Source organism: Desulfosporosinus lacus DSM 15449, from assembly GCF_900129935.1.
Classification (GTDB): Bacteria; Bacillota; Desulfitobacteriia; order Desulfitobacteriales; family Desulfitobacteriaceae; genus Desulfosporosinus; species Desulfosporosinus lacus.
Genome location: NZ_FQXJ01000003.1, coordinates 577001 through 597909 on the forward strand (window position 1 = coordinate 577001; position 20909 = coordinate 597909).

The 20909-nt window shown below is 41.2% G+C and carries 16 protein-coding genes and 2 riboswitches; of the genes, 12 read left to right on the forward strand and 4 right to left on the reverse strand.

What is annotated here, in order from left to right; translation table 11 throughout:
* Window positions 1–62: 62 nt before the first annotated feature.
* A complete protein-coding gene (locus tag BUB11_RS02870) occupies window positions 63–971 on the reverse strand; it encodes a LysR family transcriptional regulator (protein WP_073027712.1) in 909 nt (302 codons plus the stop codon).
* A gap of 460 nt (window positions 972–1431) precedes the next feature.
* On the opposite strand from BUB11_RS02870, the gene BUB11_RS02875 reads away from it, so the two are divergent.
* The 6 genes from BUB11_RS02875 (at window position 1432) to BUB11_RS02900 (ending at window position 10208) form a co-directional block, all read left to right on the forward strand.
* Window positions 1432–2997 carry a BCCT family transporter gene (locus BUB11_RS02875; protein ID WP_073027714.1) on the forward strand — a complete coding sequence of 522 codons (1566 nt, stop codon included), beginning with the start codon at window positions 1432–1434 and terminating at the stop codon, window positions 2995–2997.
* A 374-nt stretch (window positions 2998–3371) separates the two neighbouring features.
* Window positions 3372–5420 carry an alkaline phosphatase family protein gene (locus tag BUB11_RS02880; protein ID WP_073027715.1) on the forward strand — a complete coding sequence of 683 codons (2049 nt, stop codon included), beginning with the start codon at window positions 3372–3374 and terminating at the stop codon, window positions 5418–5420.
* Between the two features lie 162 nt (window positions 5421–5582).
* Window positions 5583–5909: a thioredoxin family protein gene (locus BUB11_RS02885; RefSeq protein ID WP_073027717.1), complete on the forward strand. Its 327-nt coding sequence runs from the start codon at window positions 5583–5585 to the stop codon at window positions 5907–5909.
* Between the two features lie 26 nt (window positions 5910–5935).
* A complete protein-coding gene (trxB, locus tag BUB11_RS02890) occupies window positions 5936–7150 on the forward strand; it encodes a thioredoxin-disulfide reductase (RefSeq protein ID WP_073027718.1) in 1215 nt (404 codons plus the stop codon).
* A 167-nt stretch (window positions 7151–7317) separates the two neighbouring features.
* The gene (locus BUB11_RS02895; protein ID WP_073027720.1) at window positions 7318–9378 is read left to right on the forward strand and encodes a methyl-accepting chemotaxis protein; all 2061 of its coding nucleotides are present in this window, start codon (window positions 7318–7320) and stop codon (window positions 9376–9378) included.
* Between the two features lie 220 nt (window positions 9379–9598).
* A riboswitch (cyclic di-GMP riboswitch) is annotated at window positions 9599–9689 on the forward strand.
* Window positions 9690–9818: 129 nt separating this feature from the next.
* On the forward strand, window positions 9819–10208 hold the full coding sequence (locus tag BUB11_RS02900) for a helix-turn-helix domain-containing protein (RefSeq protein ID WP_073027722.1): 390 nt from the start codon (window positions 9819–9821) through the stop codon (window positions 10206–10208).
* Between the two features lie 283 nt (window positions 10209–10491).
* Here BUB11_RS02900 and BUB11_RS02905 read toward each other — a convergent pair whose 3' ends face one another.
* From BUB11_RS02905 to BUB11_RS02915, 3 genes are all read right to left on the reverse strand, one after another.
* On the reverse strand, window positions 10492–11847 hold the full coding sequence (locus tag BUB11_RS02905) for a GntP family permease (protein WP_073027723.1): 1356 nt from the start codon (window positions 11845–11847) through the stop codon (window positions 10492–10494).
* A 365-nt stretch (window positions 11848–12212) separates the two neighbouring features.
* A complete protein-coding gene (locus BUB11_RS02910; RefSeq protein ID WP_073027725.1) occupies window positions 12213–12923 on the reverse strand; it encodes a LytR/AlgR family response regulator transcription factor in 711 nt (236 codons plus the stop codon).
* Window positions 12920–14641, reverse strand: coding sequence for a LytS/YhcK type 5TM receptor domain-containing protein (locus BUB11_RS02915; protein ID WP_073027726.1), 1722 nt, complete (start codon window positions 14639–14641; stop codon window positions 12920–12922). The genes BUB11_RS02910 and BUB11_RS02915 overlap by 4 nt, the downstream gene beginning before the upstream one ends.
* Window positions 14642–14924: 283 nt before the next feature.
* Window positions 14925–15032, forward strand: a riboswitch (TPP riboswitch).
* 52 nt (window positions 15033–15084) lie between these two features.
* Here BUB11_RS02915 and BUB11_RS02920 point away from each other — a divergent pair.
* Genes BUB11_RS02920 through BUB11_RS02945 form a run of 6 tightly spaced genes read left to right on the forward strand, consistent with a single transcriptional unit; the run spans window position 15085 to window position 20909 of the window.
* On the forward strand, window positions 15085–16170 hold the full coding sequence (locus BUB11_RS02920; protein WP_073027728.1) for a LuxE/PaaK family acyltransferase: 1086 nt from the start codon (window positions 15085–15087) through the stop codon (window positions 16168–16170).
* Window positions 16167–17618 (forward strand): acyl-CoA reductase, encoded by a 1452-nt coding sequence (locus tag BUB11_RS02925; RefSeq protein ID WP_073027730.1) that lies wholly within the window; start codon window positions 16167–16169, stop codon window positions 17616–17618. The genes BUB11_RS02920 and BUB11_RS02925 overlap by 4 nt, the downstream gene beginning before the upstream one ends.
* 11 nt (window positions 17619–17629) lie before the next feature.
* On the forward strand, window positions 17630–18376 hold the full coding sequence (locus BUB11_RS02930) for an ABC transporter ATP-binding protein (protein ID WP_073027731.1): 747 nt from the start codon (window positions 17630–17632) through the stop codon (window positions 18374–18376).
* Entirely contained in the window at window positions 18373–19128 is a 756-nt protein-coding gene (locus tag BUB11_RS02935; protein WP_073027733.1) for an ABC transporter permease, read from the forward strand. The genes BUB11_RS02930 and BUB11_RS02935 overlap by 4 nt, the downstream gene beginning before the upstream one ends.
* On the forward strand, window positions 19125–20132 hold the full coding sequence (locus BUB11_RS02940; RefSeq protein WP_073027734.1) for an ABC transporter substrate-binding protein: 1008 nt from the start codon (window positions 19125–19127) through the stop codon (window positions 20130–20132). The genes BUB11_RS02935 and BUB11_RS02940 overlap by 4 nt, the downstream gene beginning before the upstream one ends.
* 12 nt (window positions 20133–20144) lie before the next feature.
* Window positions 20145–20909: an SDR family oxidoreductase gene (locus BUB11_RS02945; RefSeq protein WP_073027736.1), complete on the forward strand. Its 765-nt coding sequence runs from the start codon at window positions 20145–20147 to the stop codon at window positions 20907–20909.

The window sequence follows — 20909 nt, forward strand, 5'->3', positions numbered from 1 at the left end:
GTGTGTTATTAACAAATTGGCATCCTTGGAAACCGTTAAATGGGGTTGTTGGATAGCCAAGGTTATCTTTGCATTTTTAAAGAACAGACGGTTTTGATGACTTTAATAAATTCCTTTTCGACCATGGAAAGATGGTGTCGATTCAACCAAATTAGGATAATTGAAACCTCTAAACGAGCATCACTTAGAGTTACCTTTTTTATCATATTAGATTTGACATATTCATCCGCCATAAATTGAGGGACAAACGCAATGGTTTTTCCTTGGGATAAGATCTTTTCCATCATTTCTAAGTTGTCAACCCTGTAAGAAACATTAAGATCACCATACTTTTGCAACACACTGGATACTCCGCAATTGGTGATGTACTCGGTGTTGTACAAAAGTATAGGCAAAGAAAGAGCCTTTTCGAGAGACATTGTGGTCGATCCCATGGTCATTTCGCAGTTATTCCCAGCAATAATGACAAATTCATCAGAAAACAATTCTTTAAAGTTAATATCTTTCGAACTGCAGAAAGCATCAGTTTTCAAGATGATGCCAAAATCGGCTTTGCCTGATTGAACATCTCGCAAAATATTATTCGATTCTCCGACTTTTAAAATGGCATTAACTTTAGGATGATTGTGTTTAAACGTTGTTAATATATCAGGCATTACTGTAATATTTATGCTTGGCTCTACTGCAATTGAGATATTTCCAGTTAACTCAAATGAATCTCCTTGGGCGATGGATTTGATCTCATCAACCTTATTAAGCACTTCTTTGGCTATAATAATAATTTGTTCTCCCATTTCTGTAAGAAAAGCGCCAGCATTTGTTCTTTTTAACAGAACAACACCCAGTTCATCTTCCAATTTACTGATGGCAGAACTAAGCGCAGGTTGGGATATATGAGAGCGTTCGGCAGCTAATGAGATTGATTTAGATTCATGGACAGCAATTAAATAGGATAATTGTTCTAAGCGCATATTTCTAACCATCCTTGATAGCTTAATTTGGGATTCGGAATTTATTTTATGAGTTTTGAACTTAACTATTACTCCTCATTATACTATGAGTTATTCAGATAACAAAGTAAGAAAACAATAATCATTAGACCTATTATTGGAGATCGTGGTTAATTGTAAAGATTTAACTATAGGAAAATTTAATAAGCCTTCTCTATATTAACTATAGGGGGCATAATCACTAAGTATTTTACAGATAAACCTATATTACCTTATAATCTGCAAATAAGTGATGGAAATCACAATTAAAACTTAAATTCATGAAGGGGGAAAAGTTAACGGTCTTATTTCGATTTATTAATTTTTATATGGGTGCCATAATATGACCCCAAGCCCTTGGACAGACTAACTAATTAAAGTTGATTATCGTTTCAATCTTAAACCCGGTTCTCAGATTAAATCACAAGAAAGGGTGAATAACTTGTCACAAGAGAAGTCTAAAGGTCTATATGCTCGTATTAATCCTGTTGTTTTCTGGGGCAGTGCTATTTTATGTGTTCTGTTATATGCCCCAATGCTTATTTTTGGTACAGAGCTGCAACCCTATGTTTCAGTCATATTAAAAGCTATAACCTATAATATGGACTGGTTATGGTTATTATTTGCTTTGGGTTGTGTTGTGTTTTCACTTTGGTTGGCGTTTGGCAGATATGGCAATGTAAAATTAGGCGGAAAAGATGATAAACCTGAATTCTCAGACTTCAGCTGGATATCAATGATGTTCACAGGCGGTGTTGGCGCAGGTTTAGTTTATTGGACCATGGCTGAGCCTCTTTATTATCTTAAGTTTCCTCCTTACTGGGCTGAACCATTTTCAGCACAAGCTGGGCAATTCGCTCTTGCTTATGGAATATTTCACTGGGGTCTTTCGGCTTGGGCTATCTTTGTCCCAGGGGCCATCGCCTTTGCCTACATGATTTATGTTAGAAAAAAACCCTACTTCTACCCAAGCTATGCTTGCCGGGGATTATTGGGGAATCTGGTAGATGGATGGGTTGGCAAAGCTATCGATATCTTTGTTGTGCTCGGTTTGGTCGGGGGATTAGGAACAACCTTAGGAACAGTTGTACCAATGATGTCGGCTGTCAGCGCCGGTTATCTGGGTATTGAAGATACTATGACGGTAAAAATTGCGGTCACCCTGGTGATTGCAGCAACATTTACCTATAGTGCTTTATCCGGCTTAAATAGCGGAATCAAAAAGTTATCGGAATTAAATAGTTGGTTATGTATGGGATTATTAGCTTTTGTCATGCTTGTTGGCCCAACCCTATTTATGTTATCACTTTATGTTGACAACCTAGGGGTTTTAGCTACTAACTTTTTACGGATGAGTTTATATACTGATCCCATTACCAAATCCGGTTTTCCTCAAGACTGGACAGTATTTTACTGGGCCTGGTGGGCAGCATGGGCTATGTATTTCGGCTTATTTGTTGCCAGGATCTCCAAGGGGAGAACGATCAAAAACGTTGTTATAAATATGATGGTTGTAACGTCCATCGGCTGTTCACTGTTCTTCTTAGTGTTCGGCGGCTATACAGTAGATCTTCAGATTAATCAAGGGATGGCCCTTGATCAGATTATGAAGGACGCCGGTCCCGCGGGAATGATTTCCGCAGTCTTGCATACCTTACCCTTAACCCAAATTGTGATTCCTTATTTCCTATTTGTAATGCTTATTTTCCAAGCTACTACCATTGATTCCAATGCCTTTATTATTTCCATGATTTCTTGCAAAGAGGTTAGAAATGATCAGGAATCTCCCCTCTGGACGAGACTTTTCTGGTGTGTACTCCTTGCAGTGATCGGGGTGGCTATCATGATGGTGGGCGGATTATCGGTTGTTCAGCTTTCATCGGTTGCCACAAGTATACCCATTATAGCAATTATCATCATCTTGTCGCTGTCCCTACTCAAGTGGCTCAAAGAGGATTTCGGCGGAGAAGATAAAGTGCAAGTTGTCGATTATCCGGAAGAAGACTAATCATAATAGGCTGTCGCAGTAAAACCAGCCCGGAAAATAGCAAAAGGCGGCTTCAGCCAGAAGCCGCCTTTTGCCGTCAAATGTATAATGAGGTTGAATAAGTAAAAGTATCCAAAAGAGGATGGTTGATCACGGCCATCCAAAAAACTTAACTATTAAAAACCCTAATGAGCCATAGTTAACTTAACTATACGGGGCATAATTAGTCGGTATTTTACACATAAACGCGAATTGAATATAATTCGACTTGAAAGTGAATGAAATAACAAGTTCAACAACAAAGGACTTCAGCCTTTGAGAAAGTCAAATTTTCTTCCGCTTAATTCGGAGGATGTCATAAGCTTAAGTCCAATTTATAAGAGGAGATGAGTATTTTGAAGAGATCAGCACTTACCCAAAAGTTATTGGTATTAGGTGTGGATGGTATGGACCCTAGAATTACTCGGAAGTTTTTAGCAGAGGGAAAAATGCCCAATTTACAAAAATTCATTGAACGCGGATCCGCTAGAGAAGATTTGCGTCTGCTTGGGGCAATCCCAACGATTACACCACCTTGCTGGACGACACTAGCCACCGGCGCTTATCCTGGAACCCATGGCATCACATGTTATTGGAGACAATCTCCGGAAAGTCTTGATGCAGTCGTTTACAATATGGACTCTCGTAATTGTACGGCTGAACAAATTTGGAATATCACAGCTGAAGCTGGCCTAAAGACACTTGTTTGGCATTGGCCGGGGAGTTCTTGGCCCCCAACCTCTCATAGCGAAAATCTCAGTGTTGTCGACGGTACGCAACCAGGTTCTGTGAATATGGGAGTTGCGCAGCTTGACTGGGAAAAAGTAATTGTTGCTTCACCTGAGATTAAAGAAGTGCGTTATGCGCCAAGGGTGGACAAACCAGCCGGTGTTGGATGCATCATTACCGATTTGGAAGACTCTTTAGACGCAGATGTTGACGATGAAATGATGGAACTTTGGTGGGGGGATACAGCTCGTCAAGGCGGAGAAATTCGCACCTTCGTTATGGACGATGAAGATACAGAAGTAGTCATTGGCAGTAAGGTAGCTTATGATATTGTAAACTCTCCGCTCAAAGATGCTACAGGTTGGGCAAATGCTCCTGAAGGGGCTAAAGAATTCACGATCTTGACTTCTGGCGGTGTCATGAGACGCCCTGCCTTAATTCTTAAAAATGAAGCTGGCGAATACGACCGAGTGGCTATTTATAAGAATAAGAAAGCAGAAGCACCAATCGTAACGCTAGAGCGAGATAAAATGGTATCAGGTATTATTGATGATGTTACCAAGAAAGAAGTCACTAAACCTGCCTGCCGTTCGATGAAGATCTTAGAACTTGATCCAGTTGGTAATAAAGTTAGGCTTTGGATTAGTAATGCGCTTGATATTGCAAATGACCAATTATGGCATCCTAAAACTCTCTTTAGTGAAATCGTTGAAAATGTTGGCGTGGTTCCACCTGTCAGTTTAATCGGCGGGGAAGATGCTGAATTGGTAGGCGAAATCTTTGAACCTTCTTGGGTACAATACAACCAATGGCAAGCAGATTGCATGAATTATTGCATCAATAAAAAAGGCTATGAAGTAGTATTTTCCCATCTTCACAATATTGACTGTGCAGGTCATCAATTATGGCATCTTGGGAAGACACTGTCACCTTGGGATCACACGGATGAGGTAACCTATCAAGGGTTTATCGAAAAATTCTATATCCAAACAGATGATTATCTTGGCGAGTTCATGCATTTATTAGATGAAGGTTGGACAGTGTTAGTTCTGAGTGATCATGGTCTTATTGTGGGAGAAAACGTACCTCCAATTATTGGAGAATATGGTGGTCTCAATACAAAGGTCATGGAAGAACTGGGCTACACGGTTATGAAAAAAGATGAAAATGGCAATTCCATTAGGGAAGTCGATTGGGAGAAGACAAGGGCCGTTCAGATCCGTAGTAACTATATTTATATCAATCTCAAGGGCCGTGATGAGCATGGTATCGTGGACCCCAAAGATAAATATGATTTAGAAGAACAAATCATCTCTGATTTGTATAATTACAGAGATGACAGGACGGGTAAACGTGTTATTGGCATCTGCCTTAGAAACAAGGATGCTGTGTTAATTGGTGCTAATGGACCAGAATGCGGAGATATTTTCTTCTCGGTTGAAGAAGGCTACAATCGATTGCATGGCGATAGTATTTCAACTTCAGAAGGGTACTTTGAGACATCCGTTTCGCCGATCTTTGTAGCTGCAGGTAACGGTATTAAGCCCGGATTTACAACAGATCGTACAATCCGACAAGTTGACGTTGCACCTTCGGTCTCGGTATTGCTAGGTTTGCGTTACCCTGCACAATGTGAAGGAGCTCCAATTTACCAGATCTTCTCCGAAGATGTTTAAGTAAGTGCACTATGCGCAGCTATCAGAAGGAAGCACTCTGATAGCTGTTGCTATTTAAAATAGGAGTGAAACGGTCATAGTAATCAACAAAAGTCGGGGAAAACCGTTGCTGTATGATTATTATAGACAAAAAAATAATGTTGATTTTAAGGAGTGGAAAATATGTCTTTGCAACAACTAAACTCAACCCGTTTTGAAGAAATTATCTATGATAATTGTGAACCCTGTTTAGTTATCTTTTCTAAAAAAGAATGTCATGTATGTAAAGAAGTCGTTCCGATGTTAGAAGAATTGAAACCTCAATATGATGGGAAATTTGGCTTCTATTATGTTGATGTTGAAGAAGATAAAGAATTATTCCAACGGTTCTCATTAAAAGGTGTTCCGCAGATCCTCTTTTTCAATAACGGCGAGTATCAAGGAAAACTTGCCGGTAAAGTTGAGGAAGAAAGCGTTGAAGAGAAAATATCAGAAGTCCTTGGAGTGTAATCAAATTTAAAGGGGATGTAGAAGACATGGCTAATAGTTATGATTTGATTATTATCGGAGGTGGTCCTGCTGGACTTTCAGCTGCTATTTATGGCGGCAGGGCTAAGCTTAAGACCTTAGTAATCAATAAAGGGACAATCGGCGGTTTAGTGGATACGACTAGGGAAATCGTCAATTATCCTGGATATATCCAAGTCAGTGGACCGGATCTCATGAAAGATTTCAAAAAACATGCTGAGCATTTTAACGTTGAATTTTTAAAAGAAGAGGTTATCAGTGTAGATTTTTCTCAAGAAGAAAAAATAATTAAAACGAAGAAAGGCAAAGAACTATCTGCTAAAGCTGTTATTCTTGCCTGTGGCAGTGAACCGAGAATTTTAAATATCCCAGGAGAAAAAACACTCCGAGGGAGTGGAGTAGCGTACTGTGCGACCTGTGATGCGGAGTTTTTTGAAGGGGAAGATGTTGTTGTCGTTGGAAGTGGTGACCAGGCCATTGAAGAAGGTATGTACATCACCAAGTTTGCCCGTAAAGTGACCGTGATTGTTTTACATGATGAAGGAGTTCTTGATTGTAATAAAGTAAGTGCAGAAAGAGCTTTTAATAATGAAAAAATGGAGTTTATCTGGAACTCAACAATTGAAGCAGTTCTTGGGGAAGAAAATGTAGAAGGGGTAAAGATTAAGAATCTAAAAACAGGCGGTTCATCTGAACTTACCTGTCAGGGTGTATTCTTCTTCGTCGGTATGATTCCATCAACGCATTTTCTCAAAGATAGCGGACTTGAAACGGACAAGAGAGGGTATATTCCCGTCAATGAAGGTATGGAAACGAACCTTGAAGGGATTTATGCCGTCGGTGACAATCGAGTAAAATATTTAAGACAAGTTGTCTCCGCAGCAGGGGATGGCGCGACTGCAGCTGTAGCAGCTGAACGTTACATTGAAGAACTCAATTATTTTAATTCCAATATTATTCAAAGTGATAAAAAGATATTATTATTATTTTTCAATGTCTTAGTCAATGAAAGCTTAGAATTCAGCACCTTATTGGAAGGACTCATTAGTGAAAATGCTGATGAATATAAAATATTCAAAGTTGATATGGCAACAAAGAAGAGTCTTGCTGGAAAATATCAAATAGAAAAGGTACCCGCAGTTGTTGTATTAGATAAAGGGGAAGAAATCAAACGTCTGGACTGCAGTATGGATAAAGAGCAGCTTAAATCTCAATTATCCTAGCCCCTATTTCTTGTGGAGAAAGAAGGAGTGCCGACAGTAATCTGATCAAAAATAATATACACGAGAGCCATAGTGAAGATCCTGAATAGTGCAAACTTGTTATATTATGTGACATAAACGTGTATTAGTTTGTGGTTACGTCGGACTTATGTGGAGGGGGTATATGGATGAAATTTAAAAGCATCCGAACTCAGTTTTTAGCGATTTCGATAATAATTGTTATAATTTCTCTAACAGCTGTTGACGGTATTGCGAGTTACTATATTAACCAACAGGCTAAAAATGATTATTTTAGTAATTCGAACGAACAAATGAAAATTGCCGAAAAATCAATCAAAATCTTTTATGATCAGATTGATAAAGACATTAATATGATGGCTTCAAATCCATTGGTTATGGGAGCAAGCAACGGCATTACGTCCTATGCCAACAATACTGAAAAAGTCAAAATGACCCCTTCGCAAAATGGTGGATTAGAGCAAGAGATTTATGACATTTTTGATCACTATGCAAAAAATCATCCAGGCACAATGTACGTTTATTTTGGCACGGAAAATGGGACTTACCTACAGTGGCCTGAAACCGAACTGCCTGCGAATTTCAATCCACCTGAAAAAGGATGGTATAAAATTGGCTTAAGCGGAAGCGGGTCAATTGTGAGAACCGAGCCCTACGTTGATGGAATTTCTAATGCTATGATTACGAGCAATGTAAGGTCTTTTGTAGACACGAATGGAAATCTGTTGGGTACAATTGGAATCGATGTGGAGCAGTCCGTCATAAGTGATATGTTGAACTCCATGAAGACCGGGGAAACAGGATTTTCGATGATCGTCCATAATACAGGAGTTGTTTTAGCGGATGGAAACAACTCTGAAAATAACTTTAAAAAACTAGAAGAAATTCAGATAGCGGGACTAGACAAGCTAGTGTCTGAAGATTTACAGTCCTTCGATGTAACTATTGAAGGACAAAAATACATAGTTAATCCCTATAAAGTATCGGGAACGGACTGGATTTTAGCATCCTTTATGTCTGAGAACGAATTAACTGAAGGTGCAAGAAGTATATCCTATATGGTTTTGGTTGTTTCTGTCATCATGCTTCTGATCACAATTTTATTCATTACGATAACGACAAAGAAAATCACGACACCGATCATTCAATCGTCTCAATACTTAATGCTTGTTGCCGGTGGGGACTTCTCACAAGAGATCAACCCTAAATTCCTGGCCCGAAAAGATGAGATAGGGTCAATTACGAACGCCATCAATGATATGAAAAATTCGATTAAACAGTTGGTTAATAATATTAAGAATGAATCGACAGCGATCGAAGAGGAAGTACACGATGCCATGGACAACGTAATTACTCTAACCTCGAGCTTGGAAGAGATCTCTGCTACAACTGAAGAACTGGCTGCAAGTATGGAAGAAACTTCTGCCACTTCTGAAGAAATGTCAGCAACGACTCAGGAAATAGAAAAAGCGGTTCAATTAATCTCGGAAAAGTCTCAACAAGGTGCAACCTCGTCAAGGGAAATCACCAAGCGAGCGGAAGATACTAAAAAGAACGTCAATATCGCTCGAAAGAAAGCAGAAGATATATTTATCGATACTCGTGAAAAACTAGAGAAGGCGATTATAGAATCACAGGTCGTCAGTCAAATCCATTTATTGACGGAAGCCATTATGCAAATCACCGAACAAACTAACTTATTAGCCTTAAATGCCGCAATTGAAGCTGCAAGAGCAGGTGAAGCCGGGAGAGGGTTCTCGGTTGTTTCAGAAGAAATACGAAAACTTGCAGAGCAATCAAAGGGAGCGGTTATGCAAATACAGGAAGTTACGACAAAAGTAACAAGCGCAGTCGATAATCTCTCCCGAAATTCTAATGGGTTGCTGTCTTTTGTGACTGTCGACGTAAATAATGATTATCAGGTTATGTTGGAGGTAGCAGAAAAATACAGCGAGGATGCGAACTTCGTAGATGGGCTTGTAGCTGATTTTAGTGCCACATCTGAACAACTTCTGATGTCTATACAAAACATATCGCATGCTATTGATGGGGTAGCCCAAGCAGCCAATCAAGGTGCAAGTGGAACGACAGATATTGCAAATCGGGCGACTGAGGTAAACATTAAATCCTATGAGGTTAAAGAACAGATCCTGAGAGCTAAAGAAAGTGCTAATAAATTACAAGAAGATATCAAGAGATTTAAAATATAATGCAAAGCCTTGAAGTGCATATCGTAATGAGATATGCCCTCAGGGCTTTTTGCATTATAAAGAAGCTTCAAAGTAATGTAAAAAAACATTTAAAATTATTGGTAAATATGTTAAAATACCTCACGAGAGGTTTTTTAACAAAATACGACATCATTTAACACGGTTTTGTCTTTCTAAATAAAATACCCATATATTAGCTATTTTATTTAGAGAAAAATCGTTCTGATAAAGGCAAAGCATCTGAAAAGGTGTGACGCAAAGCCATGGGTCTACAGCAGTACAATTACTGCCATGATTGCCAGGTTGCCGGAGAAGAAATTAGAACCCCAGCCGGGACTAAGTTCTCTGGTGTGGAGTTCTTTTTGTTTTCTCTTCTTTAAATTAGGTTTGGATAATGTTGACTGTATTTAATCACTGATCTTACAAGGGGGGGTTTGAATATGAATGAAGTTGTCCATCAGTTACGTACGGCCAGGGAAGCTAAAGGACTGGAGTTGAAAGAGGTCGAGGAAATTACTAAGATTCGCACTAAATACCTGCAAGCATTGGAAGATGGGGACTACAGCATTCTTCCCGGCGGGGTTTACACGGTAGGATTTTTGCGTTCTTATGCTCGTTTCCTTGACTTAGACGCAGACAATTTAGTAAATGCCTTTAGAATGGAAGCAACTGCTGCTAAATTAGAAACCACTTTCGATAATACTTTACAAGAAACAATTAGGCCGTATCGAGAGCAATCTTTACTTATAAGGATTTCACAATTCTACAGGGAGGCAGGTGATATATTTAGATTTTTAAAGACAAGCAGGATGGAGCAGTCAAAAAGATAGACGGAGAATTACTTTTCTAAGATTGTTTTTGGAAAGACCTGCTGCTTCTTTTGTAGGCTTAGATAAGTGCGCTTGCGTTTCCTAAATGACACGGGAATTTTCGGAAAATAATATAAATTTTTATAAACACCTTGAGGTACGTATCCATGTAGATCTCAAGGCTTTTTTGTATGCAAAAATGAATACCTCGCATCAATCAGATATGATAACACATATCTAAAAGATACGAGGTGCAGTACTCAACCTACGTCCGGCAGAGTTGTTACAGTGTGAAGGTCGTTTATTATACAGTCAGGAAGAAAGACATGATCCAAACTGCAATTATTGCGGCCACACTTCCTATTGCGGAACCGACTGAGACCAGCGAATAGCCTTCTTTCATAGAGAGATCGTTGGACTTGACAACGACCCAGAAGTGGCTGGCGTTAGCATGATAGAAGAAGGAGGAACCTGCTGCTATGGCAAGAGTTCCGATAACGGGATGGATTCCCAATGATGGAAGCAACGGCAAGATAATTGCAGAACCGGTCAGAAGGGAAACCGTTGCAGAGCCGTTTGAAACGGAAAGGAGCAAGGCGACTAAGAAGGGTACGAACACAGCGGGCAGGGGAGTAGAAGCGATCAGAGCTCCAAGGTAGGCGCCGACGCCGGAGGCCTTGAGGACAGCACCGAAAGCTCCTGCTGCGCCAGTAGCTAAAATAATAAATCCTGAACTTTCAACAGCTCTGTCAAACCACGCATAGACCTGATCCTTGCTGAAGAGGCTGGTATCCAAGAACAGAGCGAGGATAACACCGATTGAAAGAGCAGGGATAGGGTGCCCGATGAAACCAAGGTAAGGAAGGATGGCGGAACCTTTGGGAATGGACATGACAGCAAAGGAGTTTGCACAGATGAGGAAGACGGGAACCAGGATGACAGCAAAAGTCAGAGCAGCGTTGGGAAGCTTCTTATCAGTTTGAATTGTGAAGTCTTCCCCCACAACTGTATCAACATTACTCATCTTGGAGACATGAGGATATTTGTTGCGAGCCCACGTAGAATTACAATATAAAGTAGCCGCAGTAGTATAGGCGAAAGCAGAGATGAGACCAAAAGCGATGACCAGACCAACATCCGCACCTAAAGTGCCTGCAGCGGCTAGAGGGCCCGGGGTGGGTGGGACCATCGTGTGAGTTGCCAAGATACCTGCATTCAGAGCACCCAACAAAGCAAAGAGAGGAACACCGCCTCGAGCGGAAAGCGCACGGGCAACAGGAGAGAGAATAACGATAGCTGAGTCACTGAAAACCGGGATAGATACTAGATAACCAGAAATGGCCATGGCCAGGCTTGAACGCTTTTTACCGACTATTTTTAATATAGTGTTGGCGAGTACCAGGGCACCGCTCGTTTGTTCAAGGATTACGCCCATCGTACACCCTAGAATGATAACGATACCGATACTTCCTATGGTACCGCCAAAGCCTCCTGTAACGGTGCTGATAACATCTTTCAGAGGTATTCCAAAGCCAATGGCAGAACCGATAGCCACAATGATGAGAGCAAAGACCGGGTGAACTTTAAGCTTAATTATTCCTACAACAAGAATTACAAGGGAAATGAGCATCACGAATAATGAACCTAAGCCAGCTTCCATAATTCAACCTCCTCCGAATAATTTAAAATTTATAGGTACAGGTTTCTAAGAAACTATTCCCCTCCTCATCTTAGGATATTTGAAATGAATGATAATAATAGGATTAGAAAAAAAAGATTAGAAAAAACGTACTTGAGCAACGAGATAGAGTATGCTCAATTCTTTGAATAATAGAGTGTGCCTAAATTCTTTGAATTTTATAGAATTTTATCATCCAAATCAGCTACATAAAATAGCTCCTGTTTTAAATGAGAATATTTACGCTTAATCAACGAAAAAGGTGTATCAAACGGTTGGCGCTTCTACAGAAAAGCAGCCGGTACATATCGTTAGATGTACCGACTGAGGATCAGAGTCTGTATAAATTAAATCTTTAGTATTTGTCTAAGGTCCTTAATCTTTTCACGGCCCACTGGCAGGATCTCATTTTCATAGCCCGACATCTTTAAAGCAAAACTGTTATTATGCCACGGGAAGATCTCCTGTACATGCTCTAAGTTAACCAGATAACTTTTGTGGATACGAAAAAAACGATGCCCGGAGAGTCTCTTTTCGTATTCTCCTATTGAAAGGTTTTCCGTAAGATCCCCGTTTTTAGTGTGTATTAGACAACTGCGGTTATCCGTTTCTACAAAAACTATTGACTCTATATCCACTAATACTATTCTGCGATTGCAGTTAACCGGCAACCTGTTCAGAAGAGGCTTTGAGCAAGCCTCCAGTTCCTTGCGGCAGTTGGCTACGATCCGTTCGAGATGGTGCTTGTCAAAGGGCTTTAGGATATAGTTTGAGACGCCGATCTCAAAGGCACGAACCGCATATTGCGAATAAGCAGTGGCAAAGATGATATGGGCCTTGGGCATTAGCTGTTTTACGGTGGAGGCCAAAACCGTTCCCTCTATATCACCCAGGTTTATATCGATGAACACCAGGTCGAAATTATCTTTACTCATCATTTCAAGGGCGGCAGTGCCGCTGTCTGCTTCAGATATCATGGCTTTGGGAACGATATCAAGAAGCTGATGGATTAATTCACTTCTGGCTGGACGCTCATCGTCAACGACTGCGATTCTCATTGAGCAGGCTCCTTCCGGTCGGTGTTATACGTATCTTCCTTGGCATCTGTTATCATAAACTCCACTTGAGACCCTTCAGGGATACAGGTGATGCGAAGACTGTTTTCTTCCCCATAAATACTTTTTAACCGCTTTTGTACATTGGAAAGACCAATGTGATTGCCACTGGAGGCACCGTTGTGAAGATCCTCTAACACATCAGGCGGGAAACCGGATCCGCAGTCTGAGACAATGATAGAGACGCTGTCTGAAATCTCCCGGGCAACGATTCTAATGCGGCGGCGACCATAAGAATCGGCTCCGTACTTAACAGCGTTTTCAACGATTGGTTGGAGTATCAGGGCGGGGACCAGGCAATCCAAATGTTCAGGAACGTCGATTGTAACATCCAACTTTTCTTCGAAGCGGGCCTTTTCTAAAATTAGATAGTTATTTACATGAGCCATTTCCTCTTTAAGGGTAATCATACAACGGTCTGAGTCCAAGGTTTGCCGGAAATACGTGGCCAGTGCCATAAGAAGTTCTCTGGCCTGAGCTGGATTTTCTCTGCAAATGCAGGACACGGTGTTCAAAGAGTTATATAGAAAGTGAGGGTTTATCTGAGATTGGAGCGCAGAGAACTCTGCCCTTTGGCGCAGGTGCTTTTGATAGTCGATATCAGAAAGTTCCAGCTGAGTGGAAAACAAAGTAGCAAGGCCTTTAACAAAGCTGATGTCCGCTTCCAGATTAAGCCAGCGACGCTTTACAAATACCATGAGGCAGCCCACTGGATGATCCATCTTGGTGAGTGGTGCTGCAATGATTGTATGGTGGCGAAGAATCCCTTTTAAACTTGTATTATTCTTGGTCTCAGTCAAGGTAACAAACTGATTGTCTTCCATTGCTTGTTTTGCAGGCAATGGAAGCTCCTTAAAATCATCGATATCAAGGTTGCTATCCGTCTGTCCCCGGGCAAGGATCTGCTGACGATCAGTTATTATGACAATGGAACATATGGCGGAGGAAAGAATGATGGATACGGCGCTTTTCAGATCCTCTCTGCTGGAAAGACCGTTTCGGAGATAGGGAAGACATCGCTCTGCAATGGACAGGGCAAGACTCATCTTGCTGGCTGATTCTTGGTCCTTTTCAATAAATACATTTTTAAAGGTAGCCATAAAGATCACCATACCAAAAGAATTTAAAAAGATCATAGGCAGGGCGATGGTTTTTACCACACTCAGAGCCATATCAAAAGGGCGGCAGAGCAGTAAAATCATAGCCATTTGTACGACCTCTGAAATGATGGTAATGGCAAAAAGGCCGGCCTGATTCCATTTCCCCCGCTGGAAATGAGGGTAAAATACGGCGCCAATGATCCCAGCAAACAAAGTGGAAACTGCACAGGCCACAGAGGTAAATCTGTCAATATCATAAAAGTAGCGGTGGACCCCACCGATCAACCCCGCTCCGATGCCTACGACCGGACCGCCTAATATGCCTCCGGCTAATGCTCCGATAACACGGGTATTTACGATGACGCCCTCTAGTTGAACGCCCGTATAGGTGGAGAGGATACAAAAAAGACCAAAAAAAACGGCAAGTGTCGCTTGGCTCCATAAGTTGCCACTTTTTTCAAGGAGCATCCGCCGTACTATCTTATTCTTTGTCAAGAGATTGGCAATGAGCACTAACAGACCGATATTGAGAGTCAGATTCCACAACAAACTGTTTGACATGCTTTGGTTCCATTCCTTTCGGGATGTGCCGCAACGACACGGGGATCAAGACCTAAAATATTTGATGCGCTCTTTTTCACTTGTCGGTGATATCTTTTAATTTCTGTTTTTAGTGTGCCAAAGCTTTTACTTTTATGCAAGTCCTAATTTTTCAATAACTATTGTTTTTCGACCTTTTCTGAAAATAGTTTTTGTTTTATTTTACGGCAGTGCATTTTGTTATTGATTTACCTGGAAGAATTGAAATTCTTCCAGGTAAGAAGTATACTTAGGCATATAAATATTATTAAACATCGGGAGCTTGATGAACAGGCTGAGAGTACGACTAATGTCGTAGACCGATTGAACCTGTTGGGTAATGCCAGCGCAGGGAATGTTATTTTAGTCAATAGCACTTTGCCTAGGCAAAGTGTTTTTATTTTGGAAAAAGGGATTTGAGAAAAATGAGTCAGCAAGAAATAATGGATTCTATCTGCCAATTCATTAAGCGGGATCAAAGCTCTGAAGAGGGTTTCAACGATCTGGCTTTGCATCTGTTCGCTTACCAATACAAAAATAATCTTTCATATCAGGCTTACTGTTTGCAAAAAGGGAGAACGCCAAGGACTGTTAAAATGTGGAGCCAAATTCCTTCTGTACCTATTAACGCTTTCAAGGAGGTTACTCTAAGCAGTAATAATCCGAACGAAGCCGAAAGGATTTTTATGACAAGCGGCACTACACAAGGGATTCAGGGAAAACATTATCATCCGGCTTTGCAGGTGTATGATCAATCCATGACAGTAAATTTTAATAAACGCTTCATGAAAAACTCAGAAAAGATTCGCATGGGTATTCTGTTCCCGACGGAAGAAGAGATGCCCAATTCTTCGCTGGCACATTACTTAGCCCTTGCCGTTAAGGAATTTGGAACAGAGGATAGTTCCTATTTTATAAGTGAGCGCGGTTTAGAGATAGAAAGTTTGATTACTGGACTGGAACAAGCTCAAAGGACTGGAGAACCTTACGCTTTGCTAGGTGCATCTTACAGCTTTGTACATATGTTAGATGAATTAGAAAAAATAGGGGGAGTTTTCTCCCTGCCAAAGGGGAGCAGCATTCTTGATACAGGTGGATTTAAAAACAACTCAAGGCACTTGGAGCTGGATGATTTTTATGACCGTCTTTCAGCTCGCTTAGGAGTAGCCCGGAAGGATTGTATCAACATGTATGGTATGACTGAGCTGAGCACTCAGTTCTATGATCAGGGTAATGCGGAAATTCCTTCAGTTAAGTCCGGGCCTCATTGGATACGCACACGAGTTATTAATCCTCTGACAGGACAAACGGTACCTAAAGGCGAGCAAGGTGTGCTTGTCCACTGTGATCTGGCAAACTTTAATTCAGTGACGACCATCCTTACTGAAGATATTGGGGTCGAGGTTGAGTCGGGTTTTCTTCTTAAAGGAAGGGCCCAGGGAGCGGAAGCCAAAGGGTGTTCACTTGCCTTAGAGGAGTTTATTCGAGCCAAGAAAGGGAATTCCTTATGAAAGAAGTCGGAGGCTATTTGCCACCATGCCTAGAAGGAGTACTTGAATATAAAACCCATATTTTCCAAAGGAATCAGGATACTGTGGAAATTCAGATCCCTCTTCTTACTCGTGACCAGATGGATGCTTTGACAGAGATAGTAAAGAGAAACAGCCGATTTATTTTAAAATCCTTTACGATCAACGAAATTGTTAACATCATTGACAAATCGATCGCCATATTCCTTGATCGCAGCTCAAAGTACCGGCAAAAGGCAGAAAAACTGTTGCCAATTATTACAGGGTATGATGAAGAAATAATTCGGCTAGGTCTTACCTCTTACTTAAAGAGTTTTCGCAAGCCGCAGCTTCAGCGGTTTCTAGTCGAGGATTTGGGAAATCCCTTGCTTTTAGATGACTTTCAACCTCGTCCAAAAGGGGGATTTTCCAAGGCAATGGGACCGGAGTTAGTGGCTCATGTTTGGGCAGGAAATGTCCCCGCTCTTCCAATCTGGAGCCTAATATCCGGATTATTGATAAAAGCGGGGAACATCGGCAAGGTTTCAAGTGGAGAGCCTTTGTTTGCAGGATTGTTCGCTCAAGTATTGGTAGAGATTGAACCTAAATTGGCTGATTGTCTAGCTATTGTTTGGTGGAAAGGAGGGGATGAGGAGCGTGAATCTTGCTTACTTAATAAGGCAGATGTAGTAGTAGGTTATGGCAGTAACACGTCTTTAGCTTCTCTCGGCACTAAAATTCCGCTCACAACCCGTTTCCTTCCCTTCGGACATAAAATCAGCTTTGGTATAATTTCCCGGGCAAGTCTAGACTCACGCAAGGCCTGGCAGACCGCACATAGCGCGGCTCTTGATGTTGTTCGGTATGATCAACAAGGGTGCTATTCCCCTCATTGTTTCTATGTTCAAAGGGGAGGGAGTGTTTCTCCGCGAGAGTTTGCGAGATATATGGCCCATGAACTCGAGTGTTTTGAAAAAAGGTATCCGCGTCGAGGGCTATCGCTGGAGGAAATAACGGCTAATGCGGCTTGGAGACATAAAGAAGAGCTGAATATTTTTTCTAATTCCTCTAAAGAGGTTCTTGGAACGACCTCGAATAACTGGACAGTTGTCTACGAGGAAGCGGGTCAAGAAATTAATCCCAGTTGTTTAAATAGGGCCGTCAAAGTAATTGCAGTTGATCAATTGGAACAAGTCATTGACTATATTAAGCCTTATCGCTCCTTGCTTCAAACAGTGGGGATTGCCTCGACTCCTAAGGAACTGTTCGATATTTCGGATTTATTGGGAAGAGCAGGAGTTACACGTCTTACGGGACTTGGAAGCATGACTTCCCCCGAAGCCGGTTGGCACCATGATGGTCGTTTTAATTTATTAGACCTTATTAATATGGTAGACATTGAATGTTCTGCAGAGGTTTATGCAGAAAAATTTGCTCCATACGTTGATTAGGGGGTGAGCGCTTGGGTTTTCTGACCTTAGATCATATATATTACAGTTATCCAGGACAGGGCTCGACAGTCAAAGATGTCACCTGGCAAATAGAGGAAGGAGAATTCCACTGTTTACTAGGGAAAAGCGGATGTGGTAAAACCACTTTACTGAAACTTGCCGCAGGTCTTTTGAAACCCGATAAGGGCAAGGTTTACTGGCAAGAGGTAGAGGTATCAAAGCCTTCTTCTCAAGTTGGGTATGTCTTTCAGTCACCGACGCTCCTAGAATGGAAAACGGTCTTTGATAATATTCTCTTACCGATCTCACTTAAAAGGAAACCTAACAGCAGGGAGCTTGATTACGGAGAAACCTTACTTGAGTTAATGGGGATTATTTCGCAGAAGGATAAATATCCAACAGAGTTGTCCGGTGGACAGCAAAGCAGGGTCGCGATTGCTCGTTCTCTCATTCAAAGACCCAGCATGTTATTTTTAGATGAACCGTTTGCAGCAGTTGATGCTATTACCCGGGAAGAACTGCAGGATGATCTATTAAAACTCTGCCAGCTCCAGAAAACAACGGTTATTTTTATTACCCATGATATTACCGAAGCGGTTTATTTATCCGATCATGTAGCCATTATGTCGGGAGGTCAAATTGTCCATGATTATAAAGTGAATCTTCCGCAAGAACGCGGTTTCAAGATGAGGTATGACACTTATTTCAATGAGCTCTGCTTAAAAATTCGCCAGTCATTTAGTGGGGTTTCATCATGAAAAAAGTTGAATACTATTCTATGTTGCTCTTGTTACTTATGTTAATAGGTTGGGAATTGATAGCGGGACCAATGTCAGAGCTCGTTTTGCCGGCTCCTGCGGCTGTTTTTATTGAGTTATGGAATGGTTTAAGCAGTGGCTATTTTCTACCACATATTCTTAGGACGATTACAGAAATAGTGTTAGGCTTATCGATTGGCTGTACAATGGGATTTATCCTTGGCGTATTAATGGGAGAAATAGATTTTTTGCGAAAGCTTTTGTTTCCTTATGTCATCGCTAGTCAAGCAGTTCCAAAGTTAGCCTTAGCTCCGCTCTTCATTTTATGGTTTGGCTTTGGGATGACGTCTAAAGTTGTTATTACAGCCTTGATTTGTTTTTTCCCCCTTCTAGAAAATACTCTAACAGCCATTCAATATACTGACCCCAATAAGAAGGATTTATTTTATATACTGGGTGCCACTCGCCTGCAAACTCTTATCCATTTGAAAATACCCGCTGGCTTGCCGGCAATTTTGGCGGGATTTCGAGTTTCAGTCGTCTTGGCCGTCGTGGGTGCGGTTGTCGGTGAGTTCATAGGAGGAAGCGAAGGATTGGGAGCACTGATCATAGCCTCACAAGGAATGATGGATACCCCGCTCATGTTTGCAGTTTTGATCCTGCTCACGCTTATGGGAATGCTTCTTTATCTAGGTGTAAACCTTATTGAAGGATTATTTTTAAAAACCTATATGAAAGGAAGAAACAAATGAAGATTAAGTATTTACTGGGAATCGGCTTATTAGCCTTCGGCGTTCTTTTGAGTGGTTGTGCTGCAAAGGACAAGGACGCAGCAGGTTCAAAACAAATTGAAGAGGTTAAGGTAGCCAGTTGGAGCCAGCCTATCACGGAACAAACTAATCTGTTAGCTGGGGAAGAAAAGAGTTTCTATAAGGAGAATGGAATAAAAGTTAACTTTATTCCGGGAGCAGGCGGCGGGGATGCCATCAAAAATATTCTTACAGGCGCAGCAGATATAGCCTTTACAGATCCGGGTTCACTCTATTTCGCACTCGATAAAGGAGAAAAGTTAAGAGTTATTTACAATATTTATCCACAAAATGTTTTTAATGTTGTTTCCTTAACAGAAAAGAACATCACCAAGCCTGAAGACCTAAAGGGGAAAAAGATCGGTGTTTATAGTCATTCAAGCGGAACTCGTCAGAATTTGCTCTTGCTTTTACATCAGGCAGGCCTTTCCGAAAAGGATGTAACCATCGTAGAAACCGGCCTTTTAAATTTTGCGCCTTTAATGCAAGGCCAAGTGGATGCAACTGCAGCCACAGATACTGGGTTAGAAACTGGTAAACAAAAAGGGTTAAGTGATGTAAATGTCATAGAAGTCAAAGATTACTTAAATATACCCAGTGATGTTTTTGTAGTAACGGAAAAAACCTATCAAGAAAAAAAGGATCTCTTAATAAGCTTTTTGAAGGGATATCAACAAAGTGCACAGTGGATGATCGATAATCCCCAGGAAGCTGCTTCTTTAGCCGTTAAACTTGCAATCGACGGAAAGGATGTAAATAGTAATTTGAAAATTATAGACTTGAGAAATAGTTCCAGTCTTTCTTCTGATCCGAAAGATAAGACACTTGGAGCCCTTGATCCAGAGGTATTGCAAAAAGGAGCGGATATTTATCAAGGTCTCGGTTTGATCGAGAATAAATTAGATATGCCACAAGCAGTAATTCAAGACCTCATTCCTAAAAAGTAGAGGGGGGAGAAAGTGGACTTCAAAGATAAAGTCATCTTAGTTACAGGATCCAGCCGTGGCATAGGGGCTGAAATAGCGCAGTCTTTCGCTAAAGAAGGAGCCTTAGTAGTTGTTAATTACCTTCAAAGCGAAGAAGCAGCGGAAAAAGTTGTTACTGCCTGTAAAAATTCGGGTGGGGATGCATGGTCGATTAAAGCGGATGTCACGTCTGAAGGTGCCGTCAGAGGCATGGTTGAGGAGATTCTGTTAGAAGCAGGGAAGATTGATGTTGTGGTCAATAATGCTTTTAAACCCTATATATTTGACCCGGACAAACGAAAGCTTGTATGGGAACTAACCTGGGAGGATTATCAGGCGCATATAGATGGTTCTTTACGGTCGACACACAATGTATGCCAGGCTGTTCTTCAGAACATGAGAAAAAGGAATCAAGGAAGTATTATTAATATGGTAAGTAATCTAGTGGCCAGACCGATTATTCCTTATCATGAATACACCACAGCCAAAACGGCACTTGTTGGTTACAGTCGTAACCTAGCGACAGAACTGGGCCAGTTCGGCATTCGCGTCAATTGTGTTGCGCCTGGCTTAGTCTATCCAACAGATGCCAGCCGGCAGACCAAAGAAGAAGTAAAAGAAATGATTCTCACCCAAACTCCTCTGCGAAGAATCGCTTCTCCAGAGGATGTAGCCGGGCCTGTCCTGTTTTTAGCCTCTGACTGGAGTCGCTTTATGACAGGGCAAACCATATATGTCGATGGAGGCTTAGTAATGTAA